This window comes from Streptomyces canus (assembly GCF_041435015.1).
Classification (GTDB): domain Bacteria; phylum Actinomycetota; class Actinomycetes; order Streptomycetales; family Streptomycetaceae; genus Streptomyces; species Streptomyces canus_G.
In genome coordinates this window covers 6,464,243-6,478,612 of sequence record NZ_CP107989.1, presented here as the reverse complement: position 1 = coordinate 6,478,612, position 14,370 = coordinate 6,464,243, and the positions used below count along the sequence as shown (strand labels likewise).

Genomic DNA, 14,370 nt, shown 5'->3' with positions numbered 1-14,370 from the left:
AATTCCGCCACCGTGCTTACGGCTTTCGTGGATTCCGATCGCCCGCACGAGTGAAACAACCGAAGGACGATGCCGTGTCGCCGTTCGACAGCCGGGTCCCCGCAGTACTGCTGCGGATCGACCCCAATCCCTTTCACCACGGAACGCTCGGTGCCGTGCGTTCACTGGGCCGGGCGGGTCTGGAGGTGCACCTGGTCGCCGACTGCGCGGGAAGTCCGGTCCGCGCGTCCCGTTTCGTACGGCAGTTGCACCACCCGCCGCCGCCCGGCGCGTCCCCGGCCGACATCGCCGTCGTACTGCGTCAGGTGGCCGCCCGGATCGCCGGCCCCGCCGTCCTGATCCCGATGGACGACGCGAGCGCGGTCGCCGTCGGCCGGCTGCGCGAGGAGCTGGCCCCCTCCTACCTCCTGCCGCAGCAACCCCCGGCGCTGCCCGAGCGGGTGGCCGACAAGGCCGAACTGGCGGCGATGTGCGCGGCCGCGGACATCCCGCATCCGGAGACGGTGGTCCCGGCCAGTGCCGGCGAGGCCGCCGCCGCGGCCTGGCGGCTGGGCCTTCCGGTGGTGGCGAAGTGGAGCCGCCCCTGGCTGCTGCCGACGACGGGCGGGCTGCGCAGCACGGTCGTGGTGCGCAGCCCACAGGAGGCGCACGAGCTGTACCTGCGCACCGAGGAGGCGGGCAGCCGGCTGCTGCTGCAGGCGTTCCTGCCGCCGGGCCCGGACCGCGACTGGTTCTTCCACGGTTACGCCGCCCGCTCGGGCGCGGTGATCGGCGGCGGCCCCGGTGTGAAGGAACGGTCCTGGCCGCGCGCGGCGGGCCTGACCGCGGTGGGGCGCTGGCGGCCGAACCCGGACGTGCAGGCGCTCGCCGAGCGGCTCACCGACGCACTGGGCTACCGCGGAATCCTCGATCTCGACTTCCGCCGCTGCGGCACGACCGGCGCCTACCACCTGCTCGACTTCAACCCGCGCCCCGGTGCCCAGTTCCGGCTCTTCGCCGACAGCGCGGACCTGGACGTCGTACGGGCCCTGCACCTGGACCTGACCCACCGTCCGTTGCCGGAGGGTTCGCCCCTGCCGGGGCGCGCCTTCGTGGTGGAGAACTACTCCCCGCTCACCCTGCTGCGTCCCGCTCCCGACGGACGTGAACTGGCCTGGCACGCGGAGGACGACCCGGAGCCGGGCCGGGTGATGCGGGGGCTGTGGGCACGCCATGTGTCCCGCCGCGTGCGGGAACGACTGCGACGGCCGGGCGGAGACGGAACCGGGCGCCTGGTCGCGGCCACCGTGTCCGTGCCACCACCCTCCCCCGCCACGCCCTACCTGTCCCCCGCACTTGCGAACGGGCTCCCCGACGGGCTGTCCGACGAAAAGAAAGTGAGCAGCTGCTGATGTACGACCTCCTGGTGGTGGGCGCGGGCCCGTACGGTCTGTCCATCGCGTCCCATGCCGCGGCCGCCGGACTGCGGCTGCGGGTGTTCGGCCGCCCCATGGCCTCGTGGCGTGACCACATGCCGCGCGGCATGTTCCTCAAGTCGGAGCCGTGGGCGTCCAACCTGTCGGACCCGGCGGGACGTCTGCGGCTGGACGCGTACTGCGCGGGCCAGGGCGTGGCAGCCGAGCACGGGGAGCCGATCCCGGTGGAGATGTTCGCCGCGTACGGCCAGTGGTTCGCCCGTAACGCGGTACCGGAGGTGGACGAGCGCACGGTCACGCGGATCGCCCCCTGCCCGGGCGGCTTCGAGGCGGTCACCGAGGACGGCGAGACCCTGCACGCCCGCACGGTCGCGCTGGCGGTCGGAGTGATGCCCTTCGTGGAGCTGCCGGCCGCCCTGCGCGCCCTCCCCGCCTCCCTGGTGTCGCACAGCAGCCATCACGACGACCTCGTCCGCTTCCGCGACCGGGACGTCACCGTGATCGGCGGTGGCCAGGCGGCCCTGGAGACGGCGGCCCTCCTCGCCGAGCAGGGCACGCGCGTACGGGTCCTGGCGCGCGCCGACCAGTTGCAGTGGAACGACGTGCCGCCGCCCTGGCAACGCCCCTGGTGGCAGAGGGCGCGCGCCCCGCACAGCGGCCTCGGCCCCGGCTGGCGCAACTGGTTCTACTCCGAACGCCCCGGCCTCTTCTACCGGCTTTCCGAGGCGAGGCGGACGCGGATCTGCGCCACGGCGCTGGGCCCGGCCGGAGCCTGGTGGCTGCGGGACCGCATCGAGCCCGTCGTCGAGGTGCGGCTCGGCCACGAGGTGGCGGCGGCCCGTCCGGTGCGCGGCGGGGTGCGGCTGGATGTGGTGAGCGGCGGGGGCGGATCGGAACCGTCGGGGGCGGGGCGGGTCCTGCGTTCCCTGGAGACCGAGCATGTCATCGCCGCCACCGGCTTCCGGGCGACGGGGGAGCGGCTGCGGCTGCTCTCCGACGAACTGCGCGGCTCCCTGGCGACGCTGGCCGACGGCGCCCCGCAGGTCGGGCGGGACTTCGAGTCCTCCTGTCCAGGGCTGTTCCTCGCGGGTCTGGTGACGGCGTCCGGCTTCGGCCCGGCCATGCGCTTCGTGCACGGGGCGACCTTCACGGCGAGCACGCTCGTGGGCGGAGTGCAACGTCACCTGCGCACGGGCACACCCGGCGGAACGATCCCGGCGCCCAGCGGCCGGGGACAGCGCGGGCCGGCGCCCGCCGTGCGTCCCTGACCCGGCTCCTGGCCGGGTGGCCCGGCATCCGCGGGGAGGATGCCGGGCGTGCCCGGCCGGCCCCCCACGTGTCATCGACGGGACGCTGCTCGGCTTCGCCGGTATAGGACGGATCCGGCCGCGATCAGTGCGGCGCTCGCGGCCGATGTGGCCAGCAGGGCCTCGCTGCCGGTCTCGGCCAGAGCGGGCTGTTCGTTTCCGGTGTGCGGGGTCACGTGGTCGCCGTGGCCGGGGGGAGGCGTGCTCTTCCCCCCGGGCGGCGGGGTGGACGGAGGAGTCGTCGCAGGGGTGTCGCCGTATCCGTCCGAGCTGTCCTCGGCGCAGGTGTTGCCGAAAGCGGGGTCGAGCACGGCGGCCAGGTCGACGCTGTCGCCGCACACGTTCAACGGCACCTCGACGGGGACCCGCACGTCGTTGCCCGAGCCGACGCCGGGCGAACCCTCGGTGCCGCCGTCCGCGTCCTCGTCGTGGTCATGACCCGAGCCGTATGCGGAGTCGTCCTCAGCGCCCTCGTCCCGCGCCGCGCAGTCGTTGCCGAAAGCGGGGTCGAGTGCGGCGATCACGTCGACCGTGTTGCCGCACAGGTTCAACGGCACGTCGACCGGAACCTGCACGTCGTTTCCGGACACCACACCCGGCGAGTCCACGGCGGACCCGTTCGCCTGCGAATCGGCCATGGCGGGACTACCGCACAGGGAGAGAAGGCTCGTCGCGGCGGCGGCCGCGAACATTCCCCTGCTCAGGGTCTGTCGCACTCTTGATCGTCTTCCTGCTTGAAGAAACCTGCTTGAAGAAATGGGAAAGCCGGCCTTGGAACGGACAAGGATGTCCAAGGCCGGCCATGAAGCAGCCGTACGGCTGGTGCGGAACGACGTCAGCCGTTCACGCACACATTGCCGAACGCCGGGTTCAAGGCCCCGATGACGTTCACGGAGTTGCCACACAGATTGATGGCCGCGTGAATGGGAACCTGGATCACGTTGCCGGACAGAAATCCTCCGGAACCGACGGAGACAGCCTGGGCGTCCGCGTCAGCGAAAGCCGGAGTGGCCGCACCCAGAGCCATGATCACGCCCGCAACGACAGCAGCGGTCTTCTTCATGAACTTTCCCTTCTCTGCGGTCATGCCTCATTGACGGCCGAAACCGCGCGAGCACAGCCGTACGGCTCGCACCATGACCAGCAGCCTGCACACGAGGAATTGACCAAAGAAGGGAAAATCAACGTACGACACTCCGAAATTCACTCGGATGGGCCGCACAATACCGCCGCCGTACCGCCGAAAGAGCTACACAGCCGCCGACACCCTCACCCTGCGAGGCGGCCTACTTCTCGCTGTTCGCCGACAGGACCGACACGTCCTCCAGGACGTGCGACAACGCGCCATCACGCTTGGCCTGCGTGGAGTTGTCGGCACACTGCTGCGTCAGGTCGTCCGAGAGGATCGGCACGTCCTGGACCGGGATGCCGTTGAAGACGGCGACGTTGATGTCGTCCAGGGCGGCGCACGGCTTGTTCAGCGTCCCGTTGACCAGGGAGAGCTGCGGGCTCATGTCGCCCTTGGTCGCCGAGTTGCCGAACTTCGACGAGGCGCCGTTGCCGTTGGCCACGGTCGGCCCCTTGTCGTCGCCGAGGGCCAGCGCCTGGGGCGCGGCCGCCACCGACATGCCAATGACAGAAGCGGCAGCCGCCGCGGCGACCATTGCCTTCTTGAGCACTTCGCTTTCCTTTCGTCGTAGCGACGCATGTCCTACGGCCTCATCAACCGGACCCTCGTGAATTGGTTGCGGGGATTCACCCGGTTGGCCCGCATGAAATGCCGGTGCACCTGATCACCAGGGCCGACAACACTCGCCGGGCGGTTTCGGTATGGGCCGACGGAGTGAATGGGAGAAACCATGCTGCGCCGATCCAGTTGAACCAGATCGCTCCCACGCAGACGTTTCCTCCGAAAGGACTGGCCAGTGATCAAGAAGGTTTTTGCCACCGCCGCGATTGCCGCTTCCGTCATGGGCGCCGCCGCTGCCGCGGCTCCGCAGGCGATGGCGCTCGGTGACGACGCCGGGCCGGTCTCCTCGAACGGCAACGGCGCGATGCAGAGCTTCGGCAACTCGAGCACGTACGGCAACATGAGCCCCCAGATGGCTCTGATCCAGGGCTCCTTCAACAAGCCGTGCCTCGCTCTGGACGACGTCAGCGTCCCTGTCGTCAACCTCGTCCCCATCCACGACGTGCCGATCCTCTCGGACGACATGACCCAGCAGTGTGCCGAGAACTCCACGCAGACCAAGCGTGACGGCGCGCTGGCGCACCTGCTGGAGGACGTGTCGGTCCTGTCCCAGAACGGCGAGGGCTGACATCGACGGAAGGGCGGGCCACCGAACTGATCGGTGGCCCGCCCTTCTTGCGCCCTCGACCGGATGAAGGGACGTCAACCCGCTTGCCGTCCACAGTGGTTGTGCGACACTCATGCTCAACTCGGCCGTCTCGTCCTGGTGTCTCCCAGGGATCGCTTCGTCGTTCGACGTGTCACACGTGTTGCTGAAATCACGGCGACACGGCGGCCACTGCTGTCACAGGGCGACCTCTTGATCAAGCTGGTGTCTTCTGCGAAGGAGACACCACCGTGCGAATTTCTGACATGCAGCGCTGCGAGGTCCGGCCAGGACAACTCGTCGAGTGGACGGTCAGTGCGGCGACCGTCGCGGCTGCGGCGGTGCTGCCACCGGATCCGCGGCCGCCGGCGTACATCCAGGAGTCGCACGTCAGGACGGCGCGATCGGTGCGTGAGGACGGTCTGTTCGTGCCGACGTGGCTCGGGGCGGCCTTCGACCTGCCGGGCCGTGTGGACCTCGGTGCGCTGGAAGGCGCTCTGCGGGACTGGACGCTGCGGCACGAGACGCTGCGCAGCGGATTCAGGTGGGCCGGGGACGACATGCAGCGCTTCACACTCGACGCGAGGGACGTGTCGCTGCAACGCGAGGTGGTCGGCGACTTCACCGAACCGGAGGCGCTGGTCAGTTACCTCCAGGGCCGCTTCGACATCGCGGCGGACGCGCTGGGTTGGCCGAATCTCATGTACGCGGCGGTCGTTCGCGAGGACTCCGTCAGTGTGTACATGGCCTTCGACCACACCAATGTCGACGCCTACTCCCTGCAGCGCATCCCGGAGGAGATCAGCGAGTTGTACATGGCCGGCGTCACGGGACAGCCCGTCGTCGGTACGCCTGTGGGAAGTTACGTCGACTTCTGCGAGCAGGAGCGGGCGAACGCGGACGGGATCGACGACACCCACGCGATCGTCGCGCGCTGGCGGGAGTTCGTGAGCCGGTGCGACGGAAGGCTCCCGGAGTTCCCCGTCGACCTCGGCGTGCAGCCCGGTGGGGTTCTGCCCGCCCAGAAGCTGCTGTGCGAGCCGCTCGTCGACGCGAGCGCCGCCGCCGCGTTCGAGGAGTACTGCCGTCCCTACGGCGGCAGTCTGGTGGGCATCCTGGCGGCGACCAGTCTCATCGTCCACCAACTCGGCGGCCAGCCGGTCTACCGCACGGTCGTACCGTTCCACACCCGGCTGAAATCGGCATGGTCGGATTCCGTGGGCTGGTACGTCGGCGGCGCCCCGATCGAGGTGCCCGCGGCCCGGGACTTCGAGGGAGCACTCGTCGCGGTCCGCGCCGAGTTGCGGGCCAACCGGTCGCTGGCGCGCATTCCGCTGGCCCGTGTATTGCGTCTGCTCGGCACGGACTTCCGTCCGACGTCACCCGACATGTACTCGATGGTCTCGTACGTGGACGCCCGCCTCATTCCCGGCTCGGCCCGCTGGACGGAGCAGCGGGCGTACGGGCTGATCCGGGTGTCGTACGGCGACCAGGTGTGCGCCTGGGTCAACCGGCTGCACGAGGGCCTGTGGTTCGCCTGTCGCTACCCGGACACCGAGATCGCCCACAAGAACGTGCGGCGTTACGCCGAAGGACTACGGGACGTGATCGCCTCCGTACCCGCACATGGTCGCTTGCGGGTCGCGGAGCCGGTGTTCACCTGACGCGATTTGCTTTCGCTCCCACCGCGTCGGCCCGTCACCCCCGGCAACCCGTGACCCGAGGCGGGCAGTTGGCGTCAACCCGCTGACGGTGCGGGGTGTATCCCCCTCAGGAACACGCCTGTTGCGTGTGGCGCCTACCGTGACTACTGCTAGTATTCGGTCAGTCACGCTAGGCAATCATGCGTGACGTACGAGCGACGAACGAGGTGTTCCATGCGCAAGATTCAGCAGGTCGTGATCGCAGCAGCAGTGGCGGCCGGCGGCCTGTCCGCCGTCGGCGCCGGCACCGCCGCCGCCGACACCTCTGACGGGGGGCTGCAGGTGAACAACCTCTACCGCCCCTACCAGGAGTGCAGTCCGCAGACGGTGGCCGAGAACAACGTCCCGATCGGCGTGCTCGGCCTCGCGACCACCACGGACACCACCTGCGGCCAGTTCAACACCGCATTCCAGGGCTGAACTCGGCGGGCACCACCACAAAGGACAACGCATCAGATGTTCAACAGAAGGAAGATCGCGGCCCTTTCGGTGTTGACCGGGAGCCTCCTCATGGCCTGCGTCGGCATCACCCAGGCACAGGCCGCGGCGGGCCCGGGAACCTGCACGCGCGACCTGTTCGGTTTCACCTGCACCCAGCGGATCACAGGAGTGATTCCCGAAGACGGCGTCATCCCCCACCAGGAGACCTGCAAGCCGGTTGAGCCCGTGACACTGCCCGCCGCCCTGGGCAACGGCAGGGCGCGGCTCGGCCCCGAGGTGACCTGTGCCGCCCCGGCATCGACAGCACCCGACGCGACCGGCACCGCACCGGAGGAGACCGGCCTCTTGGGCTGAGCCCCACAAACCGACGACGCGACATGGGGAACGCAGATCCTCGATAGCTACACAGTGTGTGTATATGCTCACATTGAGTAGCCAAGCCGGGCGGTCCTGCCCGGGTGAGAAAGGGTCAACCATGCGTATGTTTCAGCGCGCTGCAGTCGTAGCGGCGGCGATTGCGGGGCTGTCCACCCTCGGTGCCGGCGTCGGTTTCGCCGGCGACAACGGCGAAGCGCCTCCGCCGATCAGCGCCGTGGCCAACTCGTCGGCCAACGCCGTCGCCTTCGGGGGCGGCGACTACTACACCCTGCCGCAGGCCCAGCCTGAGGGCCAGCCGGAAGCCCAGCCGGAGGGTCAGCCGGAGGAGCAGCAGCCCGAGGCTCAGCCGGAGGAGCAGCAGCCCGAGGCCCAGCCGGAGGCTCAGCAGCAGCCCGAGGCCCAGCCGGAGGCTCAGGGCGAGGAGCAGCACGGCGAAGAGTAAGAACCGTGCCGCAAGCCATCCGCACAGCGCCACAACGGATCCACCCCCGTTCCCGGGAAGCCTGACGCACAGTGCACGAACTCAACGTCTCGGTCCCGCACCGCTTCAGCGGGTCCAACGGTGTGCTGAGTGAATCCCCGTGGCGAATGCAGCCCGGACGCGCCGCTCGATCAGGGCACGCGTCCGGGCTGCGGCCGTGTTGCCGTCGGGCACGGCCGACAGCACGTCCAGACGCAGAATGCTCTGTTTCGACCTTCTCGGGCTCGAGCGCACACCGGTCAACGGCACGTGCGCCCGGGCCTCCGTCGTAAAGGAAGACCGCACATGTTCACTCCGCAGAAGATCGCCGCTGTCACGGGGCTCGTCACCAGTCTCGCCGCGATCTGCCTCGGCGCCCCCTACGCCTACGCGGACGACGGCAACTGCGCGACCACCGCACAGGGTGACACCGTCTGCATTCGCAAGAGTGAGACGCAGATCGACAAGGCTGACGCGCATATCCTCGAGCAGAAGCAGGACTGCTCGGCGTCAGACCAGCCGCACGTGGTGGACTGGCAGGACCAGATGCTCGACGGCGGGTCCGCGAACGTCGGGCCGGTCGTGGAGTGCTCCAACAAGGCCACTCTGCCCAAGGACTTCAAGAAGCCGCACATCGAGTTCTGAGCATGACGGCGAATGCCGGGCCGGGATGATTCCCGGCCCGGCATTTCGGTTCTGGGGGAAGTCCTGTCGGCGCAAAGAAAATCCCCGGTGCCCCGTCAGTGTTCCGGGGCACCGGGGAAAGACTGTGTCTTACTTGCCGACCGTGTTGCTGCAGCCCATGCTCGATCCCAGGGACGTCTGCTGGGCGCCCGGGTTGCCCTCGCCGTTCAGGAGGTTGCCGCCCAGGCCATTGCCGATGCCGACCTCACCGAGGATGTCGACGTTGCTGTCGTGCGACGTGCATTTGCTGGTCTGCAGGACACTGAAACCGCCGCCGTCACCACCCCGGCCTCCACCGTGGTCGGCGTGGGCGGTGCCGGCACCCAGGAGGCCGATGCTCCCGAATGCGGCGACGAGGACGGCAGCCGTGCGGAGCTTGCGCATGTCATCTCCGGTGAAGTGAGGTGGACGCGATCCGTGTTGATCGACATCAGTACGGTCATGAAGGCCGAAGGAGCAGGCCTGGCGGCACGCGAATGGTCCCGGCCCTGCGCCGGGACCATTCGCGGTGTTCGGCGCCTGGGCGCCGGGAAGAACCTCAGAAGGCGCTGTTGTTGCAGCCCATCGTGGAGCCGATGTCGGTGGCCTGAGCGCCCGGGTTACCCTCGCCGTTGAGGCCGTTGCCCAGCAGGCCGTTGAGGATGCCGACCTCGCCGAGGACGTCAAGGTTCAGGTCGTGCGAGCGGCAGTTGGAGCTCTGCGAGATGTTGAACTTGTCCCCGTGCTCGCCTTCCTTCCCTCCCTGACCGCCGGCGTGGGCGGTGCCACCCACGAGGCCGATGCTGCCTAGGGCAACGACCAGGACGGCAACGTTGCGAAGCTTGCGCATGTCATCTCCGGTGAGAGTGAACGGGTGCGATCTGTGCCAGATCGACTCCTTACAGTTACAAGAGATTAGTGCGAAGTATCCCAAAACAGTCAGAGGCGCGCCGATTTCGTGATCTCTGAGCGAAAACACCCGAAAGTCGTATCGCGTGCGAAGAGCTAGCGCGCGTTGGCGAGGGCGTTCGACTGGCTGTTGGCCTGGGTGCATTCGATGCCCCTGGTCTGGGAGGCGGCGAGCACCGCGACCGGGACGTTCGCGTCGAGCAGGGACTGCGGGCTGCACTCCTGGGCCGGCCGGAACAGGTTGTTCTGGGCCGGCGCGAAGCCCTGCGCCGCCGGCGACGTCTGCGCCGTCTGCGGGGCCGGGGAGGAGAGTTGAGGGTTGATCTGCGGGTTGAGCTGCGGGTTGAGCTGCGGTGCAACCTGGGTGCCGCGCTGCGAGGCCGGCTGCTGAGCGGTCGGCGCGCCGTAGCTCTGCGTGGTCGCCTGGGCGGACGTGGCTGTGGCGGCCTGGGCGTCCGGCTGCGAAACAGGAGGCGGCACAGCCCCGTTGAGGGCGACGGGCGTGACGGCTGAGCTCGATCCTGCCCCGACGGCGGTCAGTCCGCCGGCCGCTGCGACGACGAGCGCGAATTGGTGGAGCTTGCGCATGGAATTCTCGGCCCTTCATTGACCTGTGCACGAAATCTGGGGAAACGCTGATACGGCAGCGCAGTTGCAGCTGTTCCCACTGCCCTGAGCGGCTGCGATGGACCAACGTCCTTGCCCCGTGGGGAACGACAGGAGAAGAGACGCGGATACGGGCGCCGTGGCGTGGTCACCCATTTGCCGCAAACGGCGTGCGGGCCGCGACACGCGCCCCCCGGGCGGCAAACGGGTGACGGGCCCTGGAATTCCGTGACCACGGCCAGGTGTCCTCGTTCCAACCGGGAGAGGGCAGCGGTCGTGGACCTGAAGAGGGTGAGGCGAGTCGCTGCCGGCTTTGGATGCGAAGTCCGCGTGCCACTCGGGATCACCGCTGCTCGTCGTGCAGTTGGGAGCGGTGCACCGATTGCACGTGTGACCGCACTCAATGCAATGGACTTCCCTATTCAGGTATGAAGGGCCGAGAGTTTCATGCGCAAGCTTCACAAGGCCGTGCTCCTCGTAGCAGCGGCCAGCGGTCTGTCCGCCATGGGCACCGGCATCAGCCATGCCGACTCTCCCATCACTCCCCCGCCGGCGCCGGCTCCCGACAACGCGGCTCCGCAGGCCGCCCCGGCGCCCGCCTACCAGTCGGCACCGCAGGCCGCGCCCGCACCCGCCTATCAGTCGGCACCTCAAGCCGCCCCGGCGCCCGTGTACCAGTCGGCACCGCAGGCCGCGCCCGCACCCGCACCCGTGTACCAGCCGGCTCCCCAGGCCGCGCCCGCCCCGGCACCCGTCTACCAGCCGGCACCGCAGGCCGCCCCGGCGCCCGTCTACCAGCAGGCACCTCAGCACACCAGCTACGCCGCCGCCTCGTCGCAGGGATCGGCCCAGGCCTCCGCCTCGCCGTACGCGCAGCAGGCGGCACCCGCGCAGTCGGCACCCGCCGCACCGGCACCCGCACCCGCACCCGCACCCGCACAGCCCCAGGTCATGCCGCAGGTCATGCCACAGGTCGCCCCCCAGTTGGCCGTCCCCCAGACCTTCGCGCCGGAGCCGCCGACGACCGTCACCCCTCAGGTGAACCCACAGGTCAACCCGCAGGTGAACCCGCTCCTCAACCCGCAGCTCGCGCCGGCGAGCGCACCGCAGCTGGCTCCGGTCGGCCTCGGACAGCTCGCGGCGCCTCCCGTCGGCCAGCTGGGGCTTCCCCGACTCGGCTGACGGCCGCCCGAGCCTCGTCCACCGCATCCCAGCTCGATCTGTTGCAGACCCCATCCGCTCGAAATGGAGTACCCCATGCGCACGTTCCACAAGGCAGTCCTCGTGGGCGCCATCCTCAGCAGTGTCGGCTCCCTCGGCGCCGGCACCGCGATGGCACACGGTGACCCCGGCAACGACTTCGACATCACGCAGGGCATCGAATGCCGCTCGCACGACATGAACATCGAGGTGCTCGGCAGCGTCGGCGCCCTCACCGGCCTGGCAGGCAACGTGCTGAACGGCGAGGGCAACCCCGGTGCGCAGCAGAACCACCTCGGTTCGGACATGGGCTGCGACAACCAGGCGTTCTGAGCGACTTCACCGCCCCACAGGCGGCCTTGACCCTCCCCTGCGCCGAGACGCTCACGGTGCGGGGCGAGGGTCTTTCTGTGGAGCGGCCTGCCGCGCGAACGGGTCCCAACTGGTGTACGCACACAACCCCGTTCCGGGCAAAAGACTGAAAAACCATTACTTCCATGGTTTCACGCATGTTTCACCAAGTGCGGGTGAGTGCCCGCGACACGTCTGAAGGGCAGGGACCCATGAAACGGGCTATCCGAAACAGTGTGATCGCCGTCGCCGTCGCTTCTGGTGCGATGGCAGTCGCGGGGCCGGCGCAGGCCGACTCCACCGCTGACGGCTCCGCAGAGGGCTCGCCCGGGGTGCTCTCCGGCAACAACATCCAGTTGCCCGTGGACGTCCCGGTGAACGTGTGCGGGAACACCCTGAACGTGGTCGGGCTCCTCAACCCCGCCATGGGCAACCGCTGCGCCAACGAGGGCGGCAAAGCCGGGGGCGGCAAAGCGTCCGGGGCGCCGGACGGGGCCGCGGCCCACGGCAGCGCCCACGACTCGCCGGGCGTCGTCTCCGGCAACAACGTCCAGCTTCCCATTGACCTGCCCGTGAACCTCAGCGGCAACAGCGCGAACCTGGTGGGGATCGGCAATCCCGCCTTCGGCAACGAGTCGGTCAACGGCCCGGTCGACCGTCCCAACGAGTCCGAGGACCGGTCCGTACCGTCCACGCCGGTCCATCACCAGCCGTCACACCCGTCCAAGGCGCACTACGCGCCGGAGGGGTCCCCCGCCGTCGCACAGCAGGAGGCGGCCGCCGCGCTCGCGGAGACGGGAGCGGGCAGCCTCTGGGTGCCGAGCGTGGCGAGCCTGGCTCTGCTGACCGCCGGAGCGGTGCTGTACCGGCGCTCTCGTCCGAGCGCGGGCGCCCTCCAGGGGTGATCCCGGCCGGCGGCCCGGCGGGATGGTCACTCGAGGTGCCTCGCCTGCCGGATGGTGTCGGCGAGCTGTCGTACCGCCCGGTCCTCCGTGATGTCCGCCAATGTGTCCGCCCGGTCGGCCAGTTCGCTCAGGCGTGGGGCTCCCGGCAGGGGGCTCCAGCGGTCGTCGCCCCGGCGGAGGGCGTCGGCGAAGTAGGCAGCCACCGCCGTGACCTGGAGGCGTGGGCTCGCGCTGCCCAGGGAGTCGGCGAGGCTGTCCGACTCCAGTTGGCCCGACTCCTCGTGCGGGGTGCGGGTCTCGGGGTCCTGCCAGCGAACCGTGGCGGTGGCGAGGTGGCCGTCCGCGCCCGGCCGGGTGCGGACGGCGTAGAGGGCGGTGACGGTGTGGCCGGGGCCGACCTCGCCGCCGTCGACGCGGTCGTCGCGGAAGTCGTCGTCGGCGACGCGACGGTTGTCGTAGCCGACGAGCCGGAAGTCGGTGACCGTCTCCGGGTCGAAGGCGACCTGGGCCTTGGCGTCGCGGGCGGTGAGGTCGATGTTCTGCGGGAGTTGCTCGCAGAAGACCTCGCGGGCGTCCTTCGCGTCCGAGACGTACGTGGTGTGGCCGTCGCCCTTGTCGGCGAGGCGTTCCATCAGGGCGTCGCCGTAGTCGCTGCCCACGCCGACGCCGAAGAGGGTGATGCCGTGCTCGCGGCGGGCGCCGTCGATGCGGTCGAGGATGGCGTCGGGGTCGGTGTCGCCGTTGTTGGCAAGGGCGTCGGAGATCAGGACGACCCGGTTGGTGGCGCCCTCGCGCAGGCCCTTGACGGCGGTGGCGTAGCCGGTCTCGACGCCCGCCGCGAGGTTGGTGGAGAAGGTGGGCTCCAGGCTGTCGATCGCGGCGTGGATCTTGTCACGGTTGGCGTCGATGCGGGTCATCGGCAGGACGGTCTCCGCCTTGTCGCTGAAGGTGACTATCGCGACCGAGTCGTCGTCTCGCAGCCGGTCCGTCATCACGTCGAGGGACTTCTGGGCGAGGTCGAGTCGGCCGGGTTCGGACATGGAGCCGGAGATGTCGATCACGAAGGTGAGGGCGGCCGGCGGGCGTTCGCCGCTCGGCCCGGCCGCGTTCCGGGTGGCCAGGCCCACGCGGACCAGGGACCAGTCCTTCTCGTCGGTGCGGGCGCCGTCGACGGTCACCGTGAAGCCGTTGCCGTCGGGACGCTCGTAGTCCTGACGGAAGCTGTTGACGAACTCCTCGGGGCGGATCGTCGAGGGGTCGGGGCGCTGTCCGTCGGCGAGGGTGCGGCGGGCGTAGCCGTAGGACGCGGTGTCGACGTCGAGGGCGAAGGTGGAGAGGTGGTCGGGGGCGGTGTCGCGGGACGCGTCGTCCCGTTCGCCGTTTCCCGGGCTGTACTCGGGGGCGGGGGCCGGGAAGGCACTCGCGCCGTTCGCCCGGTCCGTGCTGCTGCTGTCGCCCGAGCCGCCCGCCCCGCATCCCGTGAGGAGCAGGCCGCCCGTCGCGGTGAGCGCGAGGAGAGCGGCCCGCAGCCGCCGTGTCCGGTACCGGTCCATCGTCCGTGCCCCCTTGGCCAGTTGACGCCGTGTCTGTGACTGTGACGGGCCGGGGGGCCGGAACGTGCGCTACGGGGGGTTGCGGATGAATCTCGAACAGGGCACGGACGACGGCCTTCGAGACCGGTGGGTGATCCTCCGGT

General features: G+C 69.6%; 18 protein-coding genes. 11 read left to right on the top strand and 7 right to left on the bottom strand.

Annotated features, from left to right (window positions below; all coding sequences use genetic code 11):
* Positions 1 to 74 precede the first annotated feature (74 nt).
* Together OG841_RS29700 and OG841_RS29695 are read left to right on the top strand one after the other, a co-directional pair.
* Positions 75 to 1,391: a carboxylate--amine ligase gene (locus OG841_RS29700; protein WP_328638720.1), complete on the top strand. Its 1,317-nt coding sequence runs from the start codon at positions 75 to 77 to the stop codon at positions 1,389 to 1,391.
* Positions 1,391 to 2,683 (top strand): FAD-dependent oxidoreductase, encoded by a 1,293-nt coding sequence (locus tag OG841_RS29695; protein ID WP_328638721.1) that lies wholly within the window; start codon positions 1,391 to 1,393, stop codon positions 2,681 to 2,683. Before OG841_RS29700 ends, OG841_RS29695 begins: the two co-directional genes overlap by 1 nt.
* A 71-nt stretch (positions 2,684 to 2,754) precedes the next feature.
* Here OG841_RS29695 and OG841_RS29690 read toward each other — a convergent pair whose 3' ends face one another.
* The 3 genes from OG841_RS29690 to OG841_RS29680 all read right to left on the bottom strand — a co-directional run bounded on the left by OG841_RS29690 (position 2,755) and on the right by OG841_RS29680 (position 4,401).
* Positions 2,755 to 3,438, bottom strand: a complete 684-nt coding sequence (locus tag OG841_RS29690; RefSeq protein WP_328638722.1) for a chaplin — start codon at positions 3,436 to 3,438, stop codon at positions 2,755 to 2,757.
* Positions 3,439 to 3,557: 119 nt separating this feature from the next.
* Positions 3,558 to 3,809, bottom strand: coding sequence for a chaplin (locus tag OG841_RS29685; protein ID WP_328638723.1), 252 nt, complete (start codon positions 3,807 to 3,809; stop codon positions 3,558 to 3,560).
* Positions 3,810 to 4,008: 199 nt separating this feature from the next.
* Positions 4,009 to 4,401 (bottom strand): rodlin, encoded by a 393-nt coding sequence (locus OG841_RS29680; protein WP_328638724.1) that lies wholly within the window; start codon positions 4,399 to 4,401, stop codon positions 4,009 to 4,011.
* Positions 4,402 to 4,647: 246 nt separating this feature from the next.
* Between OG841_RS29680 and OG841_RS29675 the strand changes: the two genes are divergently transcribed.
* The 6 genes from OG841_RS29675 (at position 4,648) to OG841_RS29650 (ending at position 8,685) form a co-directional block, all read left to right on the top strand.
* Positions 4,648 to 5,040 (top strand): rodlin, encoded by a 393-nt coding sequence (locus OG841_RS29675; RefSeq protein ID WP_328638725.1) that lies wholly within the window; start codon positions 4,648 to 4,650, stop codon positions 5,038 to 5,040.
* 269 nt (positions 5,041 to 5,309) lie between these two features.
* The gene (locus OG841_RS29670; RefSeq protein WP_328638726.1) at positions 5,310 to 6,722 is read left to right on the top strand and encodes a condensation domain-containing protein; all 1,413 of its coding nucleotides are present in this window, start codon (positions 5,310 to 5,312) and stop codon (positions 6,720 to 6,722) included.
* 213 nt (positions 6,723 to 6,935) lie between these two features.
* Positions 6,936 to 7,181 (top strand): hypothetical protein, encoded by a 246-nt coding sequence (locus OG841_RS29665; RefSeq protein ID WP_059205245.1) that lies wholly within the window; start codon positions 6,936 to 6,938, stop codon positions 7,179 to 7,181.
* A 36-nt stretch (positions 7,182 to 7,217) separates the two neighbouring features.
* Positions 7,218 to 7,556 (top strand): hypothetical protein, encoded by a 339-nt coding sequence (locus OG841_RS29660; RefSeq protein ID WP_328638727.1) that lies wholly within the window; start codon positions 7,218 to 7,220, stop codon positions 7,554 to 7,556.
* Between the two features lie 121 nt (positions 7,557 to 7,677).
* The gene (locus tag OG841_RS29655) at positions 7,678 to 8,022 is read left to right on the top strand and encodes a hypothetical protein (protein WP_328638728.1); all 345 of its coding nucleotides are present in this window, start codon (positions 7,678 to 7,680) and stop codon (positions 8,020 to 8,022) included.
* A 324-nt stretch (positions 8,023 to 8,346) separates the two neighbouring features.
* Entirely contained in the window at positions 8,347 to 8,685 is a 339-nt protein-coding gene (locus OG841_RS29650) for a hypothetical protein (RefSeq protein WP_328638729.1), read from the top strand.
* Positions 8,686 to 8,814: 129 nt separating this feature from the next.
* Here OG841_RS29650 and OG841_RS29645 read toward each other — a convergent pair whose 3' ends face one another.
* The 3 genes from OG841_RS29645 to OG841_RS29635 all read right to left on the bottom strand — a co-directional run bounded on the left by OG841_RS29645 (position 8,815) and on the right by OG841_RS29635 (position 10,200).
* Positions 8,815 to 9,108, bottom strand: coding sequence for a hypothetical protein (locus tag OG841_RS29645; RefSeq protein WP_328638730.1), 294 nt, complete (start codon positions 9,106 to 9,108; stop codon positions 8,815 to 8,817).
* 154 nt (positions 9,109 to 9,262) lie between these two features.
* Positions 9,263 to 9,553 (bottom strand): hypothetical protein, encoded by a 291-nt coding sequence (locus OG841_RS29640; protein WP_328638731.1) that lies wholly within the window; start codon positions 9,551 to 9,553, stop codon positions 9,263 to 9,265.
* Positions 9,554 to 9,708: 155 nt separating this feature from the next.
* Positions 9,709 to 10,200: a hypothetical protein gene (locus tag OG841_RS29635; RefSeq protein WP_328638732.1), complete on the bottom strand. Its 492-nt coding sequence runs from the start codon at positions 10,198 to 10,200 to the stop codon at positions 9,709 to 9,711.
* Positions 10,201 to 10,665: 465 nt separating this feature from the next.
* Here OG841_RS29635 and OG841_RS29630 point away from each other — a divergent pair, with 465 nt between their 5' ends.
* The 3 genes from OG841_RS29630 to OG841_RS29620 all read left to right on the top strand — a co-directional run bounded on the left by OG841_RS29630 (position 10,666) and on the right by OG841_RS29620 (position 12,674).
* Positions 10,666 to 11,400, top strand: coding sequence for a hypothetical protein (locus OG841_RS29630; RefSeq protein ID WP_328638733.1), 735 nt, complete (start codon positions 10,666 to 10,668; stop codon positions 11,398 to 11,400).
* Positions 11,401 to 11,475: 75 nt separating this feature from the next.
* Positions 11,476 to 11,751, top strand: a complete 276-nt coding sequence (locus tag OG841_RS29625) for a hypothetical protein (protein ID WP_328638734.1) — start codon at positions 11,476 to 11,478, stop codon at positions 11,749 to 11,751.
* A gap of 284 nt (positions 11,752 to 12,035) precedes the next feature.
* Positions 12,036 to 12,674 (top strand): chaplin, encoded by a 639-nt coding sequence (locus OG841_RS29620; RefSeq protein ID WP_328638735.1) that lies wholly within the window; start codon positions 12,036 to 12,038, stop codon positions 12,672 to 12,674.
* A gap of 26 nt (positions 12,675 to 12,700) precedes the next feature.
* Here OG841_RS29620 and OG841_RS29615 read toward each other — a convergent pair whose 3' ends face one another.
* The gene (locus OG841_RS29615) at positions 12,701 to 14,227 is read right to left on the bottom strand and encodes a vWA domain-containing protein (RefSeq protein WP_328638736.1); all 1,527 of its coding nucleotides are present in this window, start codon (positions 14,225 to 14,227) and stop codon (positions 12,701 to 12,703) included.
* Between the last annotated feature and the right edge of the window lie 143 nt (positions 14,228 to 14,370).

Coding starts and splice junctions, on each gene's coding strand:
- OG841_RS29695 (WP_328638721.1), top strand. CDS start 1,391: ATGTACGACCTCCTGGTGGTGGGCGCGGGCCCGTACGGTCTGTCCATC.
- OG841_RS29685 (WP_328638723.1), bottom strand. CDS start 3,809: ATGACCGCAGAGAAGGGAAAGTTCATGAAGAAGACCGCTGCTGTCGTT.
- OG841_RS29665 (WP_059205245.1), top strand. CDS start 6,936: ATGCGCAAGATTCAGCAGGTCGTGATCGCAGCAGCAGTGGCGGCCGGC.
- OG841_RS29660 (WP_328638727.1), top strand. CDS start 7,218: ATGTTCAACAGAAGGAAGATCGCGGCCCTTTCGGTGTTGACCGGGAGC.
- OG841_RS29655 (WP_328638728.1), top strand. CDS start 7,678: ATGCGTATGTTTCAGCGCGCTGCAGTCGTAGCGGCGGCGATTGCGGGG.
- OG841_RS29650 (WP_328638729.1), top strand. CDS start 8,347: ATGTTCACTCCGCAGAAGATCGCCGCTGTCACGGGGCTCGTCACCAGT.
- OG841_RS29645 (WP_328638730.1), bottom strand. CDS start 9,108: ATGCGCAAGCTCCGCACGGCTGCCGTCCTCGTCGCCGCATTCGGGAGC.
- OG841_RS29640 (WP_328638731.1), bottom strand. CDS start 9,553: ATGCGCAAGCTTCGCAACGTTGCCGTCCTGGTCGTTGCCCTAGGCAGC.
- OG841_RS29635 (WP_328638732.1), bottom strand. CDS start 10,200: ATGCGCAAGCTCCACCAATTCGCGCTCGTCGTCGCAGCGGCCGGCGGA.
- OG841_RS29630 (WP_328638733.1), top strand. CDS start 10,666: ATGCGCAAGCTTCACAAGGCCGTGCTCCTCGTAGCAGCGGCCAGCGGT.
- OG841_RS29625 (WP_328638734.1), top strand. CDS start 11,476: ATGCGCACGTTCCACAAGGCAGTCCTCGTGGGCGCCATCCTCAGCAGT.
- OG841_RS29620 (WP_328638735.1), top strand. CDS start 12,036: ATGGCAGTCGCGGGGCCGGCGCAGGCCGACTCCACCGCTGACGGCTCC.
- OG841_RS29615 (WP_328638736.1), bottom strand. CDS start 14,227: ATGGACCGGTACCGGACACGGCGGCTGCGGGCCGCTCTCCTCGCGCTC.